Here is a 17325-nt window from a genome sequence, read left to right as displayed (position 1 = left end):
TTATCCCAGGGTCTTCAGATCCCCGTGGTGATCGACCAACGTCGCTTTCGGGGTTCCGGGCAGGGCGTGCAGCGCATCACGTATACGAGGTTCAGACATCAGGCAGAAGGCGGTCGAGGCCGCGTCGGCAATGGCAGCGCTGTCGGCCTCGACGCTGACCGTGGACCAGCGCGGTTTCCCGTTAGGGTGCAGGATATGGCTCTGATCCGCGCTGAGTGTCAGTGCTGAAGGGCTGGATGTGGCAATCGCTCGGTTTTCCAACGTGCGGGTGGCGACTAGTCCGAAATCAGGGTCTTCCACGCCAATGCGGAAGGGGCCGCCGAGGGCTGCAAATTCTCCGATGTTGATCAGCGTTCTGGTCAGGCCCGATTGCTGCAGGACCTGCCGGGCAATGTCGGTGGCAAAGCCCTGCGCGATCCCGTTCAGGGTTAACGCCTGACCGTAATCCAGTCTAACAACCCGCGGTGAGACCATTACGCGATCCCAACCCAACAAAGCGCGCGTCGGTGCGGGGTCCTCGCCCCGTGCAAGCGCCAGCCAAAGCGGTTGTACGGTCGGATCGAACAGCCCGCTTGTTGCGCTGTTAACCTGACCGACCTGTTCCAGAAGTGCGACGAAATCCGGATGGGGTGCGTCCAGCCTGCCGCTTCGGTTCAGGCGGGACAGATCGGAGTTGCTGTCATAAAGGCTGAACAGACGCTCCAGGCGCGGCAGTAACTGCCTCAGCTGATCAAGGGCGGGTTTTGCCTGATCTTCCGGAGCATGCAGTACCACTGAAACCCGTGCTCCCATGGCGTAGCCCTGCCAGCGCAGCGGGGTTGCGATGGCGGGCGTTGCCAGCGCGGCGGCGGAAATGGTCAGGAACCGGCGGCGGGATAACGGGCTCATTCGGCTGCCTCCATCCGTTTGGTGGCGCGCCGCGAAGCGATTATCAAAGGTACGCATCGGTTTCGATCGTTGTGGATGGCGACGCAATCAAGGCAGCCGAAACACTCGGAATATCGGATTGCGCCGGATTGACGGATCGCGCCATAGGCGCATTTCGCCCTGCACAGTTGGCAAGGTGACCCGCATTCCCTTCTCCGTTTGATCCAGTCGCGCCCCCGGATCAAGCCGCCAATGGCCATCATCGCACCCAGCGGGCATACATAACGGCAAAACCCCTTGAACAGCACCATCCCCAGGATCAGCCAGATTGCAGCATAGGCGACATAGCCCCAGTCGCGGATGAAGTACGTGGTGATGGCAGTCTTGAAAGGTTCGACCTCAGCGGCTTTGTCCAATTGGTCAGGCGCTGTGAACAGAGTGATGAAAAGACCCGCCAGCACCGCGTACTTTAAAAGCTTGAATCGTGAGTCCCACGCGGGTGAAAGTTCAAGCCGGGGCAGGCTCAGAGTGCGTCCGAGGTAATGGGCGAATTCCTGCAACGCGCCAAAAGGGCAGAGCCAGCCGCAGAAATAACCGCGACCCCAAAGAACGAACCCGAGAAAAGTGGCCCCCCAGATCAGCAGCGAAAATGGATCATAGGTCAAAAAGGCGAAACTGCCGCCTTCAAACGTGGCACGAACAACCGCCAGCACCGTGACAACTGACAGCTGGCCCTGGCCCCACCAGCCGACAAACACTGTCACAAAAGCAAGAATCACCAGTCGAGCCGGGATGAGGGTGCGGCTTTGTGCCAGTGGATTCTGGGCAAATAACAGCAGCGCGGTCAGGCCGGTCAGGAACAGGGTCAGAATGATCATGTCGGCCTGCCGCGCGCGCAGAGCATCCAACCAGGGGGGGCTCGCCTTTGTTGCTTTTGCGCGCGAGAAAAACCGCTCGTCGGTTGCGTGGGTGACCGGCAGATTGATAGAGCCGGTTTCAGGCTGGAACATGCCGTGCTGGCGGATGGCGGCGACGTTCAGGGTCCATTTCCGGGAAGGATCAAACCCGAGGCGCCGGTCCGTTCGCAGGATCATCATAGCCCCGTCATGCAACTCGCCAGGCAAGTTGTCCGACAGTTCGACAAATAGATCGCTGTCGCGCAGCGCAACCGGCAATCCGTCTTGTTCCGCAGACAGCCAGTCCGGCGCGGTGTTGCGCACGAAATCCGGGCTGACCAATCCGTGACGAGCGGTTTCAATCACCAGAATCGGTTCGTCATTCGGTGAGATTGCGAGAAAGTCCTGCAACTCGCGAAACCCGCCATCGGACAAGACCGTGCGGGCGATGGAGGGTGGACCGAGATCCACGATCCAGAGATCGAGGTAAGGCGCGTCCGGGTCAGTTTGGGCCTCGGGATCGTCATCCTCCCAAATGGTGTCGTCAAAGGCGTCGTTGACCTGAGCATTGGAAATGACTGTATGGGTTGCGATGCCCTGCGACACGAGATCTTCCCATGTCAGGGCTTCGGAATACTCCGGATCGGGATGTGCGGGCGGAATGGTCGAAATCCCTTCCATCTTCTCCCGTGCGACGGCGAGGGCAGCGGCCATAACCGATTCATGGGCGATACGAACCGAGGCTGTGGCTTTGGTGACGCCATCCAGATAGACCAGCGACGAACCGGTCCCACCGCTGCCATAGGGGGTTCCGACGACGATGGATGAGGAAATGGATAACCCGGGATATTGTTCGAAAAATCTGTGAAACGGAGCTTCGCCCAAGCCTGACACAAAGATCGGCTCATTGTGTTCGATCAGGCGTACGTCCAGGAATATTCCCTCTAAATCGAGGACAACCAGCGCGTTGATCGCCGATCCCGAAAAGCCGGGCAGGGGGGCAAGCGGTTCGGTTTCAAAAACATATCCTGCCTTGGCCCCCCCCGAGTTCAGCAACTGATAGACACCGTTGTCACCGATGGGATCACCGAGGGAGAACGGTGGCATGATAAGCTCGGAAAGCGTCGCCCGGTCCAGCGGCGCGGCCGGAACAAGGCGCGCCGAAAGGCAGAACAGCAGTGTGAACAAAATAACGCGCATGGAACGACCCTACGCAGCGGAGGTGCGCGCACCCTATTGGACATTGGTCGCAGACCCGGTCTACGACCAAAGGCCAATACGCAAGATTGGGGCTCGTTGGTAGGTTTACGGCATTCTAACCAGCCAGCGGAGGAAGTAAGATGGCCTGGACAGCACCCAAACTAAAAGAAGTGAACTGCGGCATGGAAATCAACATGTACGCGCCGTCCGAGGACGAAGGTCGCGAATACGAACGCGATCTGTTTTGAACCGCGTCTGAACGGGTAACGGCCATGCGGTTTCTGGTTCTTGGCGCGGCGGCAGGTGGCGGACTGCCACAGTGGAACTGTGGTTGTTCCAATTGTCAGGATGCTCGTAGCGGCAAGATCGCCCCGGCGAGCCAGTCATCGCTGGCCGTTTCTCTGGGTGGGCGCGATTGGGCGGTGCTGAATGCATCCCCCGATATTCGCGCCCAGATGATGGCCTGCCCCTCGATGCATCCGCGCGGCTTGCGGGGTTCACCTATTGCATCAGTTTTGCTGACAAATGGCGATATCGACCATATCGCCGGATTGCTTTCCCTGCGCGAGCAGACGCCGTTCACAATCTATGCGACTTCCGAGATCCACAAGGTTCTGGAGGGCAACTGTGTGTTTGACGCGGTGAACGCGGAAAAGGTTTCGCGGGAACGGATTAAGATCGGCCACGGCTTTGAGGTTCTGCCGGGATTGCAGGCCCGGGTGTTCCCGGTGCCGGGCAAGGTGCCGCTGTTCATGGAAGGCGAGACGGTTCAGACCGATATGGTCGGGGAACAGACTGTGGGGGTTCGCCTGAGCGACGGGCAGACCGTGGCCTATTACGTTCCCGGATGCGCGGATGTGACCGTGGATCTTCTGGAAACCTTGTCGGATGCGAACCATTTGTTCTTTGACGGCACGCTGTGGGACGACAACGAGATGATCCGGTCGGGAACCGGCGTGAAATCCGGAAAACGAATGGGGCATATCTCGATCGGCGGACCGGAAGGTTCGATTGCCCGACTGGCCGGGCTGAAGGCAGACAAGACTTTTATACACATCAACAACACAAACCCGGTCTGGCAGCCGGACGGCCCGGAACGCGCATTTGTTCACGCTCAGGGCTGGCGCGTCGCTGCTGATGGGATGGAGATAGTGACATGAACGCACACAGCCGCAACGTCGGAACACTGGAAGAGCGGCTGCGTGCGATCGGGGCCGAACGCTATCACGACAAGCACCCGTTTCACCACATGCTGCACGGAGGGCAATGTAATCCGGACCAGGTGCGGGCCTGGGTCATCAACCGCTGGGCCTATCAGGCAGCGATACCGATGAAGGATGCCGCTTTCCTGTCCCGGTGCAGCGATCCGCAGATGCGGCGGGAATGGCGCAGCCGGATCGAGGATCACGACGGTAATGTGGACGGTGGCGGAGGAATTCGCCGCTGGTTGAAGCTGGCCGAGTCGGTAGGGCTGGACCCTGATTATGTCGCAAGCGGACGGGGGGTTCTGCCAGCCACGCAATTCGCTGTGGACGCTTATATCCGCTATGTACGAGATAAACCTTTGCTCGAGGCGGTGGCTTCGTCGCTCACTGAATTGTTCGCGCCCTCGATCCACGAACGCCGCATTGAGGGTATGTTGCAGCACTATGATTTCGCCGATGCCGAAAGCATGTCGTATTTCAAAAAACGTCTGACCGAGGCCCCAAAGGACGTAAAATTCGGATTGGCATGGGTTCTGGAGCACGCCGACACGCCGGTAAAGGAGGATGCGGCCTGTGAGGCGTTGATCTTCAAGACCAATGTGCTGTGGGCGCAGCTGGATGCCTTGTGGGGAGCATATGTGGAACCGGGCCGCATTCCGCCCGGTGCCTGGCAGCCCGGAGAAGGCATGGCATGAGCCTGGCGCTAACCGATACGGATCGCCCTTATCTGCCGCGTGGTGTTCGAATGGTGGAGGACCGGCTGCGGGGCGGCAAGGTTCTGCTGGCGCCTGAAAAGGCCATAGCTCTGGACAAGATTGGCGAAGCTATTTTGTCCCGGGTGGATGGCAACGCCGAGTTTGGCGCAATCATTGCTGACCTCGCAACGACTTACGACGCCCCCGAAGAGCAGATTTCCAAGGATGTGCAGCGGTTCATGATCGGGTTGCGCGCCCGGATGTTTCTGGGGGTCCACTTATGAGTGTACCTTCACCCATCGCCATGCTGGCGGAACTGACGCACCGTTGTCCGCTGGCTTGCCCTTACTGTTCGAACCCTTCCGATTTGCTGGGTCGTGACAGCGAACTGGACACTGAAACATGGGTCGATGTTTTTCGGCAGGCGGCAGAGCTCGGTGTTCTGCAGTTGCATTTGTCGGGCGGTGAGCCTGCATCGCGCACGGATATCGTGGAATTGATGCAGGGGGCACATGATGCCGGGCTGTATACCAATCTGATCACCAGTGGGATTGGTCTGACCCCGCGACGGCTGGATGCGTTAGAAGCGGCGGGGATGGATCACATCCAGCTTTCACTGCAGGGTACCAATGCGGAGCTGGCGGATTGGGTTGGCGGGTATCGGGGCGGATTTGATCGCAAGATGAAGGTGGCGGCCGAAATCAGAGACCGGGGAATTCCTCTGACGCTGAATGCGGTGATGCACCGGCATAATCTGGACGTTCTGGAACGCACCATCGAATTGGCGGTCGAGATGGGCGCGCGCCGGCTTGAAGTGGCCTGCGTGCAGTTTCACGGCTGGGCCACGAAGAACCGCAATCACCTGTTGCCAACGCGTGAGCAGACAATAGAGGCCAAACGTATCGTGGCCGAGGCTGAAAACCGGCTGCGCGGGACGTTGGCCTTCGACTTCGTGCCGCCTGACTATTATGCGGATTTCCCCAAATCCTGCATGGGCGGTTGGGGATCGACTGGGCTGAACGTGACGCCAAACGGGACAGTTCTTCCGTGCCACGCGGCCGAGAGTATTCCGCATCTAGCATTCGAATCTGTACAGGATAAAAAGCTTGCGGAAATCTGGTTCGATAGCCCGGCGTTCAATGCCTATCGCGGCACTGACTGGCTGCCCCAGCCGTGTCAGAGCTGTGACCGAAAGGAAATCGATTTCGGTGGTTGCCGCTGCCAGGCGCTGGCCATCTCCGGGGACGCGTCGGCCTCGGATCCGGTTTGCGGAAAATCCCCGAACCATGGTCTGATCACCAAGATTCTCGAGCAGGCGGCTAAGCCGACAGAAACGCCCATGTTGTGGCGGGGGGCGGTATCGTAAAAGTGAACCTTTTTGAGGGGCTTTGTTGTCACGGTGCGCTTAAATGCTGGTTGCCTGCCTAATAACTTGCGCAAAATAAATGGTTTGTTGAGCAGTCGTTTTTGGGATGTATCATTAATTGCCGGGCTGTGTGACCTGCAGCGTGTGTCGCAAGCTTTTTCGTCTAGATTGGCGATCACGCAGGTTCCGACTTTTGTTCTCAGCATATGTTTCTTTCACAGGTTTCAGCATGGTCTCATTGAACGGCGGCCATTTTCCCAAGGATGCAGTTTTGTATGCTGTGTACTTCTAATTGCGACACATTTTGTCGTATCGGAGTTTAGAAGAGATTATGGCCGAACGTGGCGTTCAAGTGGACCTCGCCACTCTCAACAGGTGGGTTGTGAAGTCTTCATCGATGATCGCAGTGCGAGCGCGGGAAGCGTCCAGCCGTCGCCTAGTTCTCTGCCAAAGCGCTGTTCTTCGTCTGGCTCGGCTTGAGTCCACCCTTGGTATTGAGGGGAGTTCTTCTGCAGCAGGCACAATCGGTGCGGCCCATCGAGCAGACCCCGTGGCTGTACATCCCGGCGATGTTGACGCGACCCACAGCATCGAGCATTCGCATAACCGGCTTAAACCGGTGCAGGGTGATACTCCCGGCCCCTTGAGCCGGTTGACCGACTTCGAGTTCCCAGTCATAGGCGCACGGGCCACTTCCGGCATTTGAGACGCGAAGGAACTTGTTGAACCTACCCCGATGCCGGGCCTCACTGTGCTCTGCCGGCGGCACGGTGACAAAGATCAGAGCGCGACATGATTCCCAAAAGCGATACGCTGATCGAGGTCAAGGACCTGCCCGCCCACGTCCCGATCTAGACCCGCAAGAAAAAAGGTGACATCGATCTGCCGTATGCTTCCGAGTCCGAGCTGCGCAAGGTCCGTCCAAGATGAGACTGGTGTTTCAGGATACGTATTCCTCGCTGAACCAGCGCATGACCGTGCGCGATATCAATACCGAGCCGCTGGCGGCCGCAAGCACGATCAAGGAAAACAGATGGATGCCCGTGTGTGCGAGATCGCGGCGCGCTGCAGGCTAATTCTGGAACATCTGCTCTGCGACGAAGGCGTTTCAGCCTTGGATGTGTCGATTCTGGCCGAGATGGGTGTCCCGTCCCTGTACGTCACCTACGATCTGTTCGTCGTGGTGAGAATGTCGCACCGGGTCACGGAGCTCTATGTCGGGAAATTCGCCGAATGCGCCCCAACCGAAACGTTGTTCTTTGCGCCGAAACACCCCCTATATCCAAGTTCTGCAGTGCGCGATCTGCACCGCCGTCCCGGATGCGGGGTTATATCCGATCCGGCTCCGGGGCGAAACTCTCAACACGCTGGCCGCTCCGTTCGGGTGCCGGTTTCACACGCGCTGCCCGGTTGCCAAGGATAGATGCAGCGCCGAAGCGCCCGAATTGCGCGCGGTTGAACCGGAACATTTGGTTGCCTGTCACTACACGTAAGAGTACGATTTCTTCCGCTCGTGGCGGTCAGGGCAAAAGCATGGGGTCAGGATCGTGTGACAGCAGGTCCTGAACCAACGGATTGGGAAAACGGCGGCGCAGCGTGATGGCGTAGAAGGCTTCCTTGATGCGCGGATGTTCCTGCGCTTCGACCAGCCGCCCTGAATTCAGTTCGTCCGTAACGACGATGGGCGCGACAAGGGCCAGCCCGATATCCTCGCGCGCCAAAAGTCGCACCATCGCCATGTCATCGACCTCGGCCGCGACTTGCGGGCGTTCTGACAGGCGGCTGGCCATGGCATCAAACGCTGTGCGCACGCTGTTGTCGGTGGTGGGCAAGATGAAAGGTTGCGTTTTCAATAGCTCTTTGATCGGCGTTTTGGGGTCCAGCCGGTCGGGCGTGCCGATGATGCTGACCGGCTGTTCGGCGATCTGGTGAGTCTCAAACGGGGTTAGGCTGTCATCCGGTGGCAGGCGATTCATCAGAACCAGATCGAGGTTCAGCGTCTCAAGCCCCTCCATCAACTCGGCCGGGCTACCGGACCGCAGGATCACCTCGACATCCGGCCGCGACAGGATGGGGCGTAGAAATCCGATCTGAAAGTTGCGCGACAGGGTCGCCAAGGCCCCCACGCGCAAGGCTTTGCGGGTCTGCACCGTCTCGGTCAGAGTGGCGACAAGTTCTTGTCCTGTCGAGAAAATCGCATCCGCATGGTCCAGGGCGATGCGTCCGGCCTCGGTGAGGTACAATTGACGACCGCGACGCTCGAAAAGATCGTGGCCTAACCGTTCCTCTAATTGCTTGATTTGCACCGACAAGGCGGATTGCGACAGGTTCAGCCGTTGTGCCGTACGGGTAAGGTTCCCGTCATGGGCTACGGCCCAGAAATACCTCAGGTGATGATAGTTCAGTGGCATAACGTTCTATTTAGTAGAACGAAATAAGAAGAACAATGAATTTTTAATGACACAGAATCTGTCCTAACTGATTGTCCCAAACGGATAACCCAGGGACACGTCACCATGTTGTATCTCTATCTCCCACTCCTCAGCCCGCTGATCCTGATCGCTGCTGCAATCTATGCAGGGCGTCATCCGGGACTGCGCCCGGGCCGAGTGCCGAAACTGGCCGAAGCCGCGGCCTTTGCCGCCTTCGTGATCGCCTCCGCCGCTTCCTTTTTATTGGTGATCTACGGCCCCGGCACGTCGGCCTTGATCGGAGCCTTCGGCGTTGGGCTGTCAGTCAGGCTGGATGCGGTTGGCGCGGTGATGCTGGTGCTGGTCAGCTTCATTGGCTGGATCGTCCTGCGCTATTCTGTGACCTATATGGATGGCGAGGCCGGACAGGGCAAATTCACCCAATGGATGGCCTTGGTGCTGGCTTCGGTCCTGATGTTGGTTATGTCGGGCAACCTGATCCAGTTGTTGGTTGCGTGGACCACGACCAGTCTGGTTCTGCACAAGCTACTGCTGTTCTACCCGGACCGCGCAACTGCACAACGCGCCGCACGCAAGAAGGCAATTGTGTCACGGCTGAGTGAATGCGCCCTGGCCTCAGCCGTGGTTCTGCTGATCGCGGCAACCGGAACCACCGATATCCACACGATCCTGACGACGGTTCAGTCCAACTGGCTGACCACGACGGCGGCGCTGTTGATCGCAGTCGCGGCAGTTCTGGCCTCGGCCCAGTTCCCAGTGCATGGCTGGCTGACCGAGGTGATGGAGGCCCCGACGCCGGTTTCGGCCCTGCTGCATGCGGGTGTGATAAATGCGGGTGGATTCCTGTTGATCCGCTTTGCCGATGTCATGCTGGCGGCGCCCGGAGTGATGGCCCTGCTGGTGATGTTGGGCGGGTTCACCGCGCTGTTTGGTGGGTTGGTGATGCTGACCCAACCTGCGGTAAAAACCTCGCTGGCCTGGTCCACGATTGCCCAGATGGCATTCATGGTTATGCAGTGTGGGCTTGCGCTGTTCCCGCTGGCGCTGCTGCATATCGTGGCGCATTCGCTGTACAAAGCGCATGCGTTCCTCAGCTCGGGTGAGGCGGTAAAAAACGTTACCGCCATTCACCGACCCGGTCCCATTGCGGTGCCCAGTGCCAGCAACGTGCTACGGGCCTTCGGGACAGCGATCGTGATCTATGCTTTGGTCGGGACGGTGCTGGGCTTTGACGGCAAGTCGGTTCAGGCCATTACTCTTGGCGTCATCCTGATCTTCGGCGTGGCTTACCTGCTGGCGCAGGGCTTTGCCGATGCCGCGCCGCGTCAGCTGACACAGCGCACGGCGGTCTATGCGCTGGTGACCTCGGTCAGTTACTTCGTGCTGCAGATCATTGCGCAGCATGTGACCGCCGGAGCCTTGCCCGCCACCCCCGCGCCGGGACCGCTGGAATGGGCGCTGATCGTGCTGGCCTTGCTGAGTTTTGGGTTCGTTGCGGTGGCGCAGGCGACTTTCCCGCTGTGGGCGGCGCACCCGGCAGCGGCGGGCCTGCGGGTTCACCTGTCAAACGGTCTTTATGCCAACGCGATTTTCGACAAGTTGCTGGACGGTTGGTCCAGACGGTCCGCAGCCTGAAAGGAACTGAACCGATGTTTGCAAAGCTCGAAGCGTATACCGCACCACTTCTGGAACTGGTGGCCGAAGCCAAATCCGCCGCTTATGCGATCCCGCCCTTGTTCCCTTTATCTTCGAATGTCGCGGTGAACCCGTTTCTCGGCCAAAGCGACGAGCCGCTGGCCGTGACCTCGGCGCGACTGGCGCGGGTTGCGGGCACACGGATCACACCTGATCGGACACATTGGGCTGCAAAGTTGCGTACGGGTGAGATGACCGAGGCGGACATTCTGGATGCGCTTTCTTCAATTGAGGGACCGTTCAACGTCCCAAGCCTTGAGGATGTCATGGTTTCGCTGAAAACGGAGGCACCGCATACCGAAGCTTTGCCCACTGTGGCTGAACTGGCGGCCGAGGTTTCCGGTACGGACTGGCCTGCCCTGATTGAGGACCGCATCGGCATCTGGGCGGCCAGCCATTTCGATCAAGGGCAGGCTTTGTGGCAACAGGCCCGGACCGGAGGCGCTTTCAGCGTCTGGCGCGAGTTTGCCTCTCGCGACCTGACGCCGGAAATTCAGGGTCTAACCGGGTTTGGCGCCTTTGTTGCGGGTACCAACCGATCGCATTGGCGGGCAGTTGGCCGGTCGTCCGAACGGCTAGGGCTCAGCACCGAGGCAGCCGCTACCGCCTATCATCGGTGGCTGACGACCCTGGGCGGATGGGCGCAATACGCGCGCTACCTGCAGTGGGAAGCTGAGCTGAAAGGTGAACAGAACAATACCGTGACCGAGCTGTTGGCCGTGCGGATGGTCTTCGATGAGGCGCTGTTCGTGCTTTACGAAGATCAGATCGCCGAGCGATGGGCAGAGATTGTGGCCGCGCATGCGGCACCGGTGACGCCAACCGCCGAATTTGTGATCGATGCTGCTCTGCAGGAGGCCGCCGAACGGGCACAACAACGCGCATTGGGAGAAAGGCTGCTTTCGGGCACCGCGCGCAAAGCCGATGGTCGGGCGCAGGTGCAGGCCGCGTTCTGCATCGACGTCCGGTCCGAGGTGTTCCGCCGCGCGTTTGAGGCGCAGGATCCCGGGATCGAAACGCTTGGGTTTGCGGGGTTCTTTGGCCTTGCCAGTGCGCACAAGGCAGCGGGGTCGGATGTCACCGAGGTCCATGGCCCGGTGTTGTTACAGCCATCCGTGTGCTCTCAGGCCAAGGAACCGGCGGGTGCGGATCTGGCCCGCCGTTACTCGGCCCGGGCCAAGCGGGCCTGGGGCCGGTTCAAGCTGGCCGCTGTATCCTCGTTTGCTTTTGTCGAGGCGACCGGGCCCTTGTATGCCGGAAAGCTGATGCGCGACGCATTGGGGGTTGCCGGAAAGTCCAAGGTTGACCCGACACCTCAATTGGACCCGAACATCGATCTGGACACTCGCGTTGGCATGGCCAAGGCGGTGCTGACGGCGATGTCTCTGACCGACAGTTTCGCCAGGATCGTTCTAATGGTCGGGCACGGGGCCGAGGTGACCAACAACCCGCATGAAAGCGCGCTGCATTGTGGCGCGTGCGGAGGTCATTCGGGCGACGTGAACGCGCGGCTGTTGGCCGGGCTGCTGAACGATGCGCAGGTCCGTTCGGGGTTGGTTGGGCAGGGGATCGACATCCCCGCCGACACCCTGTTTGTCGCAGCAATGCACTCGACCACAACAGATCGGGTCAGCCTGTATGAACAGGATTTGCCGCCCGGCGACCGGGCCGGTGATCTGGCGCAGGTGAAAACCTGGCTGGATGTGGCCGGGCAGCTTGCCCGGGCCGAACGCGCGGTACGTCTGCCGCGCGCCGACAACGCCACGGATATTCAGCGCCGCGCGCAGGACTGGGCTGAAACCCGCCCCGAATGGGGCCTGGCCGGATGCCGTGCCTTCATCATAGCCCCGCGTCATCGCACGGACGGGGCGAACCTGGAAGGGCAAGCCTTCCTGCACAATTACGATTGGCGCAAGGATGACGGCTTTGGCGTGCTGGAACTGATCATGACCGCCCCGGTGGTGGTCGTCAGCTGGATCAGCCTGCAATATTACGGCTCGACCGTGGCGCCCGCCCTGTTCGGCGGCGGCAACAAGCTGCTGCACAATGTGGTCGGTGGTATCGGTGTGCTTGAAGGCAACAACGGCGCGCCCCGTCCGGGCTTACCGTGGCAGTCGATCCATGATGGCGAAAGCTATCAACATGAACCGCTTCGCCTGTCGGTTGTCGTCGAAGCACCGCCCGAGGCGATGTCGGGCATTCTTGATCGGCACCCGCAGGTGCAGGCGCTGTTCGACAACGGCTGGCTGCATCTGATCGCCATGGACGACCAGGGCAAGCTGGCCTGGCGTTATACCGGAGACCTGAACTGGACCCCGATCAGCGCCCCGTCCGATCAGGTCATCGCGGCGGAATAAGGTGAAGCCGACCAACGGACAGCATGCGAAACGGGTTGTCTTTTGGTCGGTTCCCGCCTAGTCAGAGCCTCACCTCGGGGTGCGTGGCCTGCCACGCTGAGATGCCATAGGCGAACCCGTTGAACCTGAACCGGCTAGAACCGGCGGAGGGAAAGGTAACGGTTTCATCCATCCTTGCCCTCTCGCCGCAATGGAGGATGACATGAAACATCTGATGATTGCTGCGGGAATCCTGAGCGCAACCACGGCTATGGCGGCCGATAAACCTCAGCTGACCGTGTACACCTATGACAGCTTTGTTTCGGACTGGGGCCCCGGCCCGCAGGTGAAAGAGGCGTTTGAGGCGGTCTGTGACTGCGAGCTGAACCTTGTCGGCGTCGAGGACGGCGCGGCGCTGTTATCGCGTATCCGGCTGGAGGGCGAGAACTCGGACGCCGACGTGGTGTTGGGGCTGGACACCAATCTGATCACCGCGGCCAAGGAAACTGGCCTGTTTGCCCCAAGCGCAGTCAGTGCCGAATACACGCTGCCGATCGAATGGACGGATGACGTGTTCGCGCCCTATGACTGGGGCTATTTCGCTTTTGTCCATAACGCGGATGCTGCGGCTCCTGCGAACTTCCGTGAACTGGCCGAAGGTGACACCAAGATCATCATTCAGGACCCGCGCTCCTCGACCCCCGGTCTGGGACTGCTGTTGTGGGTGCAGGCGGCTTATGGCGATGAGGCGCCAGATGTCTGGGCCGGTCTTGCCGACAATATCGTTACCGTGACCAAAGGCTGGTCCGAGGCCTATGGCCTGTTTCTGGAAGGTGAGGCCGACATGGTCCTCAGCTACACCACCTCGCCCGCCTATCACCTGATCGCCGAGGAAGACGCCAGCAAAGCGGCGGCCGCTTTCGACGAAGGGCACTATATGCAGGTCGAGGTTGCGGCCAAGCTGGCCGGGTCCGATCAGCCGGAACTGGCGGATCAGTTTCTGAGCTTCATGGTCACAGATGCGTTCCAGCAGATCATCCCGACCACCAACTGGATGTATCCGGCGGTGACCCCGGCAGTTGGTCTGCCCGAAGGGTTCGAGACGCTGATTCAGCCGGAAAAATCCCTGCTGTTTTCTCCGGATGAGGCCGCGGTGATGCGGGAACAGGCGCTTGCGGAATGGCTGAGCGCGCTCAGCCAGTAAGCCCCTGGCCGGGTGTTGGCGCGGCGGCTATGGTTGCCGCGCTGATTTTGGGGACACTCGCCGCCGTAGCCCTGCGGGCTGATGCGGCAGGTGGATTCGGCCCGGCGGATTGGGCCGCCTTGCGGTTCACGCTTGTGCAGGCGGTTTTGTCGGCCCTGTTCAGTGCAGCGCTAGCGGTTCCTGTTGCGCGGGCACTGGCCCGGCGGCGATTTCCGGGACGACGCTTTCTGATTGCTTTGCTCGGGGCGCCGTTCATTCTGCCGGTCATTGTGGCGATCCTCGGGCTGTTGCAGGTCTTTGGCCGCGCGGGCTGGATTTCGGAGGTATTGGGGTTCTTTGGTTTGCCGCCGATGCGGATCTACGGGTTGCACGGCGTTGTGCTGGCACATGTATTTTTCAATTTACCGCTGGCCACGCGGCTAATCCTGCAGGCCTGGCAGGAAATCCCGGCCGAACGCTTTCGTTTGGCCGCGCAACTGGGCTGTGACGGGATGGCGATGTTTCGTCTGATCGAACTGCCAATGCTCAGGCGCATCCTGCCGGGTGTACTGGCCGTGATCTTCGCTATTTGTCTGACCAGTTTTGCCGTCGCCCTGACCTTGGGCGGAGGGCCACGCGCGACGACGATTGAACTCGCGATCTATCAGTCCTTTACCTATGATTTTGACCTTGGCCGGGCGGCGCTGTTGTCCGCCTTGCAACTGGCCCTGACTGCGGTGGCCGCACTGGCCGCCTTGAAGTTCTCGCGCGGAGATGGGTTTGGGGCAGGTCTGGACCGGGCCATCAGCCGCTGGGACGGCGGCGCGCCGGTGCTTGACACGTTTTGGATACTGGCGGCGGCGGCGTTTCTGCTGCTGCCCTTGGCGGCAGTGGTCATTTCGGGGATCTCGGGGCTGTTCGAGATGCCTGCGCTGGTGTTCCGCGCCGCGCTGATCTCGGTTCTGGTGGCGGCGGCCAGTACGGCCGTCCTGTTGGTGCTGGCCTTGCCCATGGCCATGGCCGTTGCGACCGGGCGGTATGGGATCGTCGAACTCAGCGGTATTCTGGGGCTGGCGGCGTCGCCCTTGGTGATCGGAACTGGCCTGTTCATCCTGATCCGTCCGGTGGCCAACCCAACCGCACTGGCGCTGCCGGTGACGGCGCTGGTGAATGCGGTTATGGCGCTGCCATTCGCCCTGCGTATTCTGGTGCCTGCGGCGCGGGATGTGGTCAAGCGGCATGGGCGACTGGCACTGTCATTGGACATAGGCAAAAAGACCTTCTTCACCCGGATTCTGCTGCCCCGAATGCGCCCGCAAATCCGCTTTGCTGCAGGTCTTGCGGCCGCGCTGTCGATGGGTGATCTCGGCGTGATCGCCCTGTTCGCCGATCCGCAGATCGCAACCTTGCCGCTGCAGATTTACCGGCTGATGGGGGCCTATCAAATGCAGGCGGCGGCCGGGGCGGCGCTGTTGCTTTTGTTGCTTTCGATGGGGGCGTTCTGGCTTTTGGATCGCGGAGGGCGATTACATGCTGAAACTTGACGGTTGCGTCATTGAGAATGGCGGTTTCGCCTTGCAGGCTGACTTTTCTGTCGAAGCCGGGTCCAGCGTTGCTATCGTCGGCCCCTCCGGCGCGGGAAAGTCGACGCTGTTGGAGGCTATTGCCGGGTTTCGCGGCCTCAAACAGGGGAAAATCCTGTGGCAGGGGCAGCGCATCTCCGGTCTCGCTCCTGGCAAGCGCCCGCTGGCGATGCTGTTTCAGGATGGCAACCTGTTTCCACATCTGACGGTTGAACAGAACGTTGCTCTGGGCCTGCGCCCCAACGGGCGGCTGTCGGCCGAGGAGCAATCGCAGGTCCAGATCGCGTTGGCCCGCGTGGCGCTGCCCGGCTTTGAGGGACGCAAACCGGCCGAGTTGTCGGGCGGGCAACAAAGCCGGGTGGCGTTGGCCCGGGTCCTCGTGCAACACCGTGAAATGCTGTTGCTGGACGAACCTTTTGCGGCGCTGGGACCCGCACTGAAAGCCGAAATGCTGGACCTTGTTGCGGGGTTGCTGACCGAGACCGGAACAACCCTGCTGATGGTCAGCCATGACCCGCAGGACGCCCGCCGCATCACCGACCAGACCGTGCTTGTGGCCGACGAACGGGTGCATCCGCCCGCGGCGACAGAGCAGTTGTTCGACAACCCGCCACCCAGTCTGCGTGCCTATCTGGGTTAGCCACTATCTTCGGTTGTGGAAGATGAAACCAAGGAAGTTCAGCAGAACCTGCGCCGCCAGGATTTGCGTGCTTTCCGTCTGATCATAGGCCGGGGCAACCTCGACCAAGTCGATGCCGACCACGTTGCCGCGCTTGCTCAGCCCCTGCAGGATTTCCAGCACGTCATAATACAGAAACCCGCCATGACTGGGCGTGCCGGTTCCCGGCGCGATAGAGGGGCAGAACGCGTCGATATCTATGGTGACATAATAGCGTGCGCCCTCGGGAATTCGGTCCAGAACACCATCCGTTCCCAGTTTGCGCACCTGCCGGACCGAAAGGATATCCGAGCCGCGCGCGCGGGCATCCACATAGCCTTCCCTGGCAGTCGAAGACACGTTGCGGATGCCCAACTGCGTCATCCCCGAGACATAGTCCTTTTCGATCGCCCGTCGCATCGGGTTGCCGTGACCTTGGCTGACGCCGTGGCGCTCATCCACGAAATCCAGATGCGCGTCAATCTGGACTAAGTGAATGGGGCCGTTCTTTTCGCAATCCTCGGCAAAAGCACGGATGCAGGGAATGTTGACCGAGTGATCGCCTCCGATCGTCACCGGCAGGGCACCGGCGTCCAGTATTTTTTTCACCCCGTATTCGATATTAGCGTGGCTTTCGTCTGTCTTGGTATGAACGATATCAGCGTCGCCCAAATCAACGATACGCACATCGCTGCCCAGATAGGTGGCGTCATCCTCATGGTCATAGGCCCCGGCGTGGCCAAAACTAAACAGGGTCGAGGCCTCGCGTATGGCACGTGGTCCGAACCGAGCGCCCGAACGGTACTGACATCCGAAATCAAACGGCGCGCCAAGGATAGCGACATCGGCATCGATCTTGTCCCAGTCTTCAACATAAGGCTTCTTGCCAAAGGTCGCGATACCGACAAAGGGCAGGTTCAGACGACCCGATTCATAGCCATGATCCGACATGATTTCTCCGTACTTTATGCGTTACCGATACGCCTGCCCGACAGGAACTGCGTGAATTGAAGTGACGCCACCAGCAGCCCGGTGACGGTCCGCAGGATGATAAGACAAGAGTTGCACACCGCAAGCTAATGCCGGCACACGCCGCTGAAAAGCGGTGGTCTACGCCTTTAATTCACTGCGGCGTTGATAGGAGTTGTTACGAGGGATGGTGTGATTTGGCTGATTGTTCTTCCCCATCGGGTGACGGGGTTTTCTGCG

General features: G+C 60.1%; 16 protein-coding genes, 1 pseudogene and 1 riboswitch. Of the genes and pseudogenes, 13 read left to right on the top strand and 4 right to left on the bottom strand.

The genetic code is table 11. The features are described 5' to 3' along the window. Entirely contained in the window at positions 1 to 888 is an 888-nt protein-coding gene (locus ACR1XY_RS21120) for an FAD:protein FMN transferase (protein ID WP_480596179.1), read from the bottom strand. Beyond that, complete coding sequence (locus ACR1XY_RS21115) at positions 885 to 2963, bottom strand: 4Fe-4S binding protein (protein WP_480596177.1); 2079 nt, start codon at positions 2961 to 2963, stop codon at positions 885 to 887. The genes ACR1XY_RS21120 and ACR1XY_RS21115 overlap by 4 nt, the downstream gene beginning before the upstream one ends. Positions 2964 to 3103: 140 nt before the next feature. Here ACR1XY_RS21115 and pqqA point away from each other — a divergent pair, with 140 nt between their 5' ends. From pqqA to ACR1XY_RS21075, 8 genes and pseudogenes are all read left to right on the top strand, one after another. Then, positions 3104 to 3211, top strand: a complete 108-nt coding sequence (pqqA, locus tag ACR1XY_RS21110; RefSeq protein ID WP_170429904.1) for a pyrroloquinoline quinone precursor peptide PqqA — start codon at positions 3104 to 3106, stop codon at positions 3209 to 3211. A gap of 24 nt (positions 3212 to 3235) precedes the next feature. Then, complete coding sequence (gene pqqB / locus ACR1XY_RS21105) at positions 3236 to 4123, top strand: pyrroloquinoline quinone biosynthesis protein PqqB (RefSeq protein ID WP_480596175.1); 888 nt, start codon at positions 3236 to 3238, stop codon at positions 4121 to 4123. Continuing rightward, a complete protein-coding gene (gene pqqC, locus ACR1XY_RS21100) occupies positions 4120 to 4863 on the top strand; it encodes a pyrroloquinoline-quinone synthase PqqC (protein ID WP_480596173.1) in 744 nt (247 codons plus the stop codon). Before pqqB ends, pqqC begins: the two co-directional genes overlap by 4 nt. Beyond that, on the top strand, positions 4860 to 5147 hold the full coding sequence (gene pqqD / locus ACR1XY_RS21095; RefSeq protein WP_480596171.1) for a pyrroloquinoline quinone biosynthesis peptide chaperone PqqD: 288 nt from the start codon (positions 4860 to 4862) through the stop codon (positions 5145 to 5147). The genes pqqC and pqqD overlap by 4 nt, the downstream gene beginning before the upstream one ends. Beyond that, positions 5144 to 6229 (top strand): pyrroloquinoline quinone biosynthesis protein PqqE, encoded by a 1086-nt coding sequence (pqqE, locus tag ACR1XY_RS21090; protein WP_480596169.1) that lies wholly within the window; start codon positions 5144 to 5146, stop codon positions 6227 to 6229. Before pqqD ends, pqqE begins: the two co-directional genes overlap by 4 nt. A 229-nt stretch (positions 6230 to 6458) precedes the next feature. Continuing rightward, positions 6459 to 6647: pseudogene (locus tag ACR1XY_RS21085) on the top strand (IS6 family transposase); the annotation flags it as partial. A 508-nt stretch (positions 6648 to 7155) separates the two neighbouring features. Next, the gene (locus tag ACR1XY_RS21080) at positions 7156 to 7305 is read left to right on the top strand and encodes a hypothetical protein (RefSeq protein WP_480596167.1); all 150 of its coding nucleotides are present in this window, start codon (positions 7156 to 7158) and stop codon (positions 7303 to 7305) included. Positions 7306 to 7443: 138 nt separating this feature from the next. Continuing rightward, positions 7444 to 7722, top strand: a complete 279-nt coding sequence (locus ACR1XY_RS21075) for an oligopeptide/dipeptide ABC transporter ATP-binding protein (protein WP_480596165.1) — start codon at positions 7444 to 7446, stop codon at positions 7720 to 7722. Positions 7723 to 7749: 27 nt separating this feature from the next. Here ACR1XY_RS21075 and ACR1XY_RS21070 read toward each other — a convergent pair whose 3' ends face one another. Continuing rightward, positions 7750 to 8640, bottom strand: a complete 891-nt coding sequence (locus tag ACR1XY_RS21070) for a LysR family transcriptional regulator (RefSeq protein WP_480596163.1) — start codon at positions 8638 to 8640, stop codon at positions 7750 to 7752. Between the two features lie 105 nt (positions 8641 to 8745). Between ACR1XY_RS21070 and ACR1XY_RS21065 the strand changes: the two genes are divergently transcribed. From ACR1XY_RS21065 to ACR1XY_RS21045, 5 genes are all read left to right on the top strand, one after another. Then, positions 8746 to 10296, top strand: a complete 1551-nt coding sequence (locus ACR1XY_RS21065) for a proton-conducting transporter transmembrane domain-containing protein (RefSeq protein WP_480596161.1) — start codon at positions 8746 to 8748, stop codon at positions 10294 to 10296. A 14-nt stretch (positions 10297 to 10310) separates the two neighbouring features. Further along, entirely contained in the window at positions 10311 to 12713 is a 2403-nt protein-coding gene (locus ACR1XY_RS21060; protein WP_480596159.1) for a YbcC family protein, read from the top strand. A gap of 65 nt (positions 12714 to 12778) precedes the next feature. Beyond that, positions 12779 to 12883: riboswitch (TPP riboswitch) on the top strand. A gap of 32 nt (positions 12884 to 12915) precedes the next feature. Beyond that, positions 12916 to 13896 (top strand): thiamine ABC transporter substrate binding subunit, encoded by a 981-nt coding sequence (gene thiB, locus ACR1XY_RS21055; protein ID WP_480596157.1) that lies wholly within the window; start codon positions 12916 to 12918, stop codon positions 13894 to 13896. Then, entirely contained in the window at positions 13872 to 15419 is a 1548-nt protein-coding gene (locus tag ACR1XY_RS21050) for a thiamine/thiamine pyrophosphate ABC transporter permease ThiP (RefSeq protein WP_480596155.1), read from the top strand. Before thiB ends, ACR1XY_RS21050 begins: the two co-directional genes overlap by 25 nt. Next, on the top strand, positions 15406 to 16098 hold the full coding sequence (locus ACR1XY_RS21045) for a thiamine ABC transporter ATP-binding protein (protein WP_480596153.1): 693 nt from the start codon (positions 15406 to 15408) through the stop codon (positions 16096 to 16098). Before ACR1XY_RS21050 ends, ACR1XY_RS21045 begins: the two co-directional genes overlap by 14 nt. Positions 16099 to 16101: 3 nt before the next feature. Here ACR1XY_RS21045 and speB read toward each other — a convergent pair whose 3' ends face one another. Then, positions 16102 to 17067, bottom strand: a complete 966-nt coding sequence (gene speB, locus ACR1XY_RS21040; protein WP_480596151.1) for an agmatinase — start codon at positions 17065 to 17067, stop codon at positions 16102 to 16104. Between the last annotated feature and the right edge of the window lie 258 nt (positions 17068 to 17325).

Source organism: Ruegeria sp. AD11(2025) (assembly GCF_056542405.1).
This window is presented reverse-complemented; position numbering and strand designations above follow the sequence as displayed.

Coding starts and splice junctions, on each gene's coding strand:
- ACR1XY_RS21080 (WP_480596167.1), top strand. CDS start 7,156: ATGAGACTGGTGTTTCAGGATACGTATTCCTCGCTGAACCAGCGCATG.
- ACR1XY_RS21075 (WP_480596165.1), top strand. CDS start 7,444: ATGTCGGGAAATTCGCCGAATGCGCCCCAACCGAAACGTTGTTCTTTG.
- thiB (WP_480596157.1), top strand. CDS start 12,916: ATGAAACATCTGATGATTGCTGCGGGAATCCTGAGCGCAACCACGGCT.
- pqqC (WP_480596173.1), top strand. CDS start 4,120: ATGAACGCACACAGCCGCAACGTCGGAACACTGGAAGAGCGGCTGCGT.
- ACR1XY_RS21050 (WP_480596155.1), top strand. CDS start 13,872: ATGGCTGAGCGCGCTCAGCCAGTAAGCCCCTGGCCGGGTGTTGGCGCG.
- ACR1XY_RS21045 (WP_480596153.1), top strand. CDS start 15,406: ATGCTGAAACTTGACGGTTGCGTCATTGAGAATGGCGGTTTCGCCTTG.
- pqqE (WP_480596169.1), top strand. CDS start 5,144: ATGAGTGTACCTTCACCCATCGCCATGCTGGCGGAACTGACGCACCGT.
- pqqD (WP_480596171.1), top strand. CDS start 4,860: ATGAGCCTGGCGCTAACCGATACGGATCGCCCTTATCTGCCGCGTGGT.
- ACR1XY_RS21065 (WP_480596161.1), top strand. CDS start 8,746: ATGTTGTATCTCTATCTCCCACTCCTCAGCCCGCTGATCCTGATCGCT.
- speB (WP_480596151.1), bottom strand. CDS start 17,067: ATGTCGGATCATGGCTATGAATCGGGTCGTCTGAACCTGCCCTTTGTC.
- ACR1XY_RS21060 (WP_480596159.1), top strand. CDS start 10,311: ATGTTTGCAAAGCTCGAAGCGTATACCGCACCACTTCTGGAACTGGTG.
- pqqB (WP_480596175.1), top strand. CDS start 3,236: ATGCGGTTTCTGGTTCTTGGCGCGGCGGCAGGTGGCGGACTGCCACAG.
- pqqA (WP_170429904.1), top strand. CDS start 3,104: ATGGCCTGGACAGCACCCAAACTAAAAGAAGTGAACTGCGGCATGGAA.
- ACR1XY_RS21120 (WP_480596179.1), bottom strand. CDS start 888: ATGAGCCCGTTATCCCGCCGCCGGTTCCTGACCATTTCCGCCGCCGCG.
- ACR1XY_RS21070 (WP_480596163.1), bottom strand. CDS start 8,640: ATGCCACTGAACTATCATCACCTGAGGTATTTCTGGGCCGTAGCCCAT.
- ACR1XY_RS21115 (WP_480596177.1), bottom strand. CDS start 2,963: ATGCGCGTTATTTTGTTCACACTGCTGTTCTGCCTTTCGGCGCGCCTT.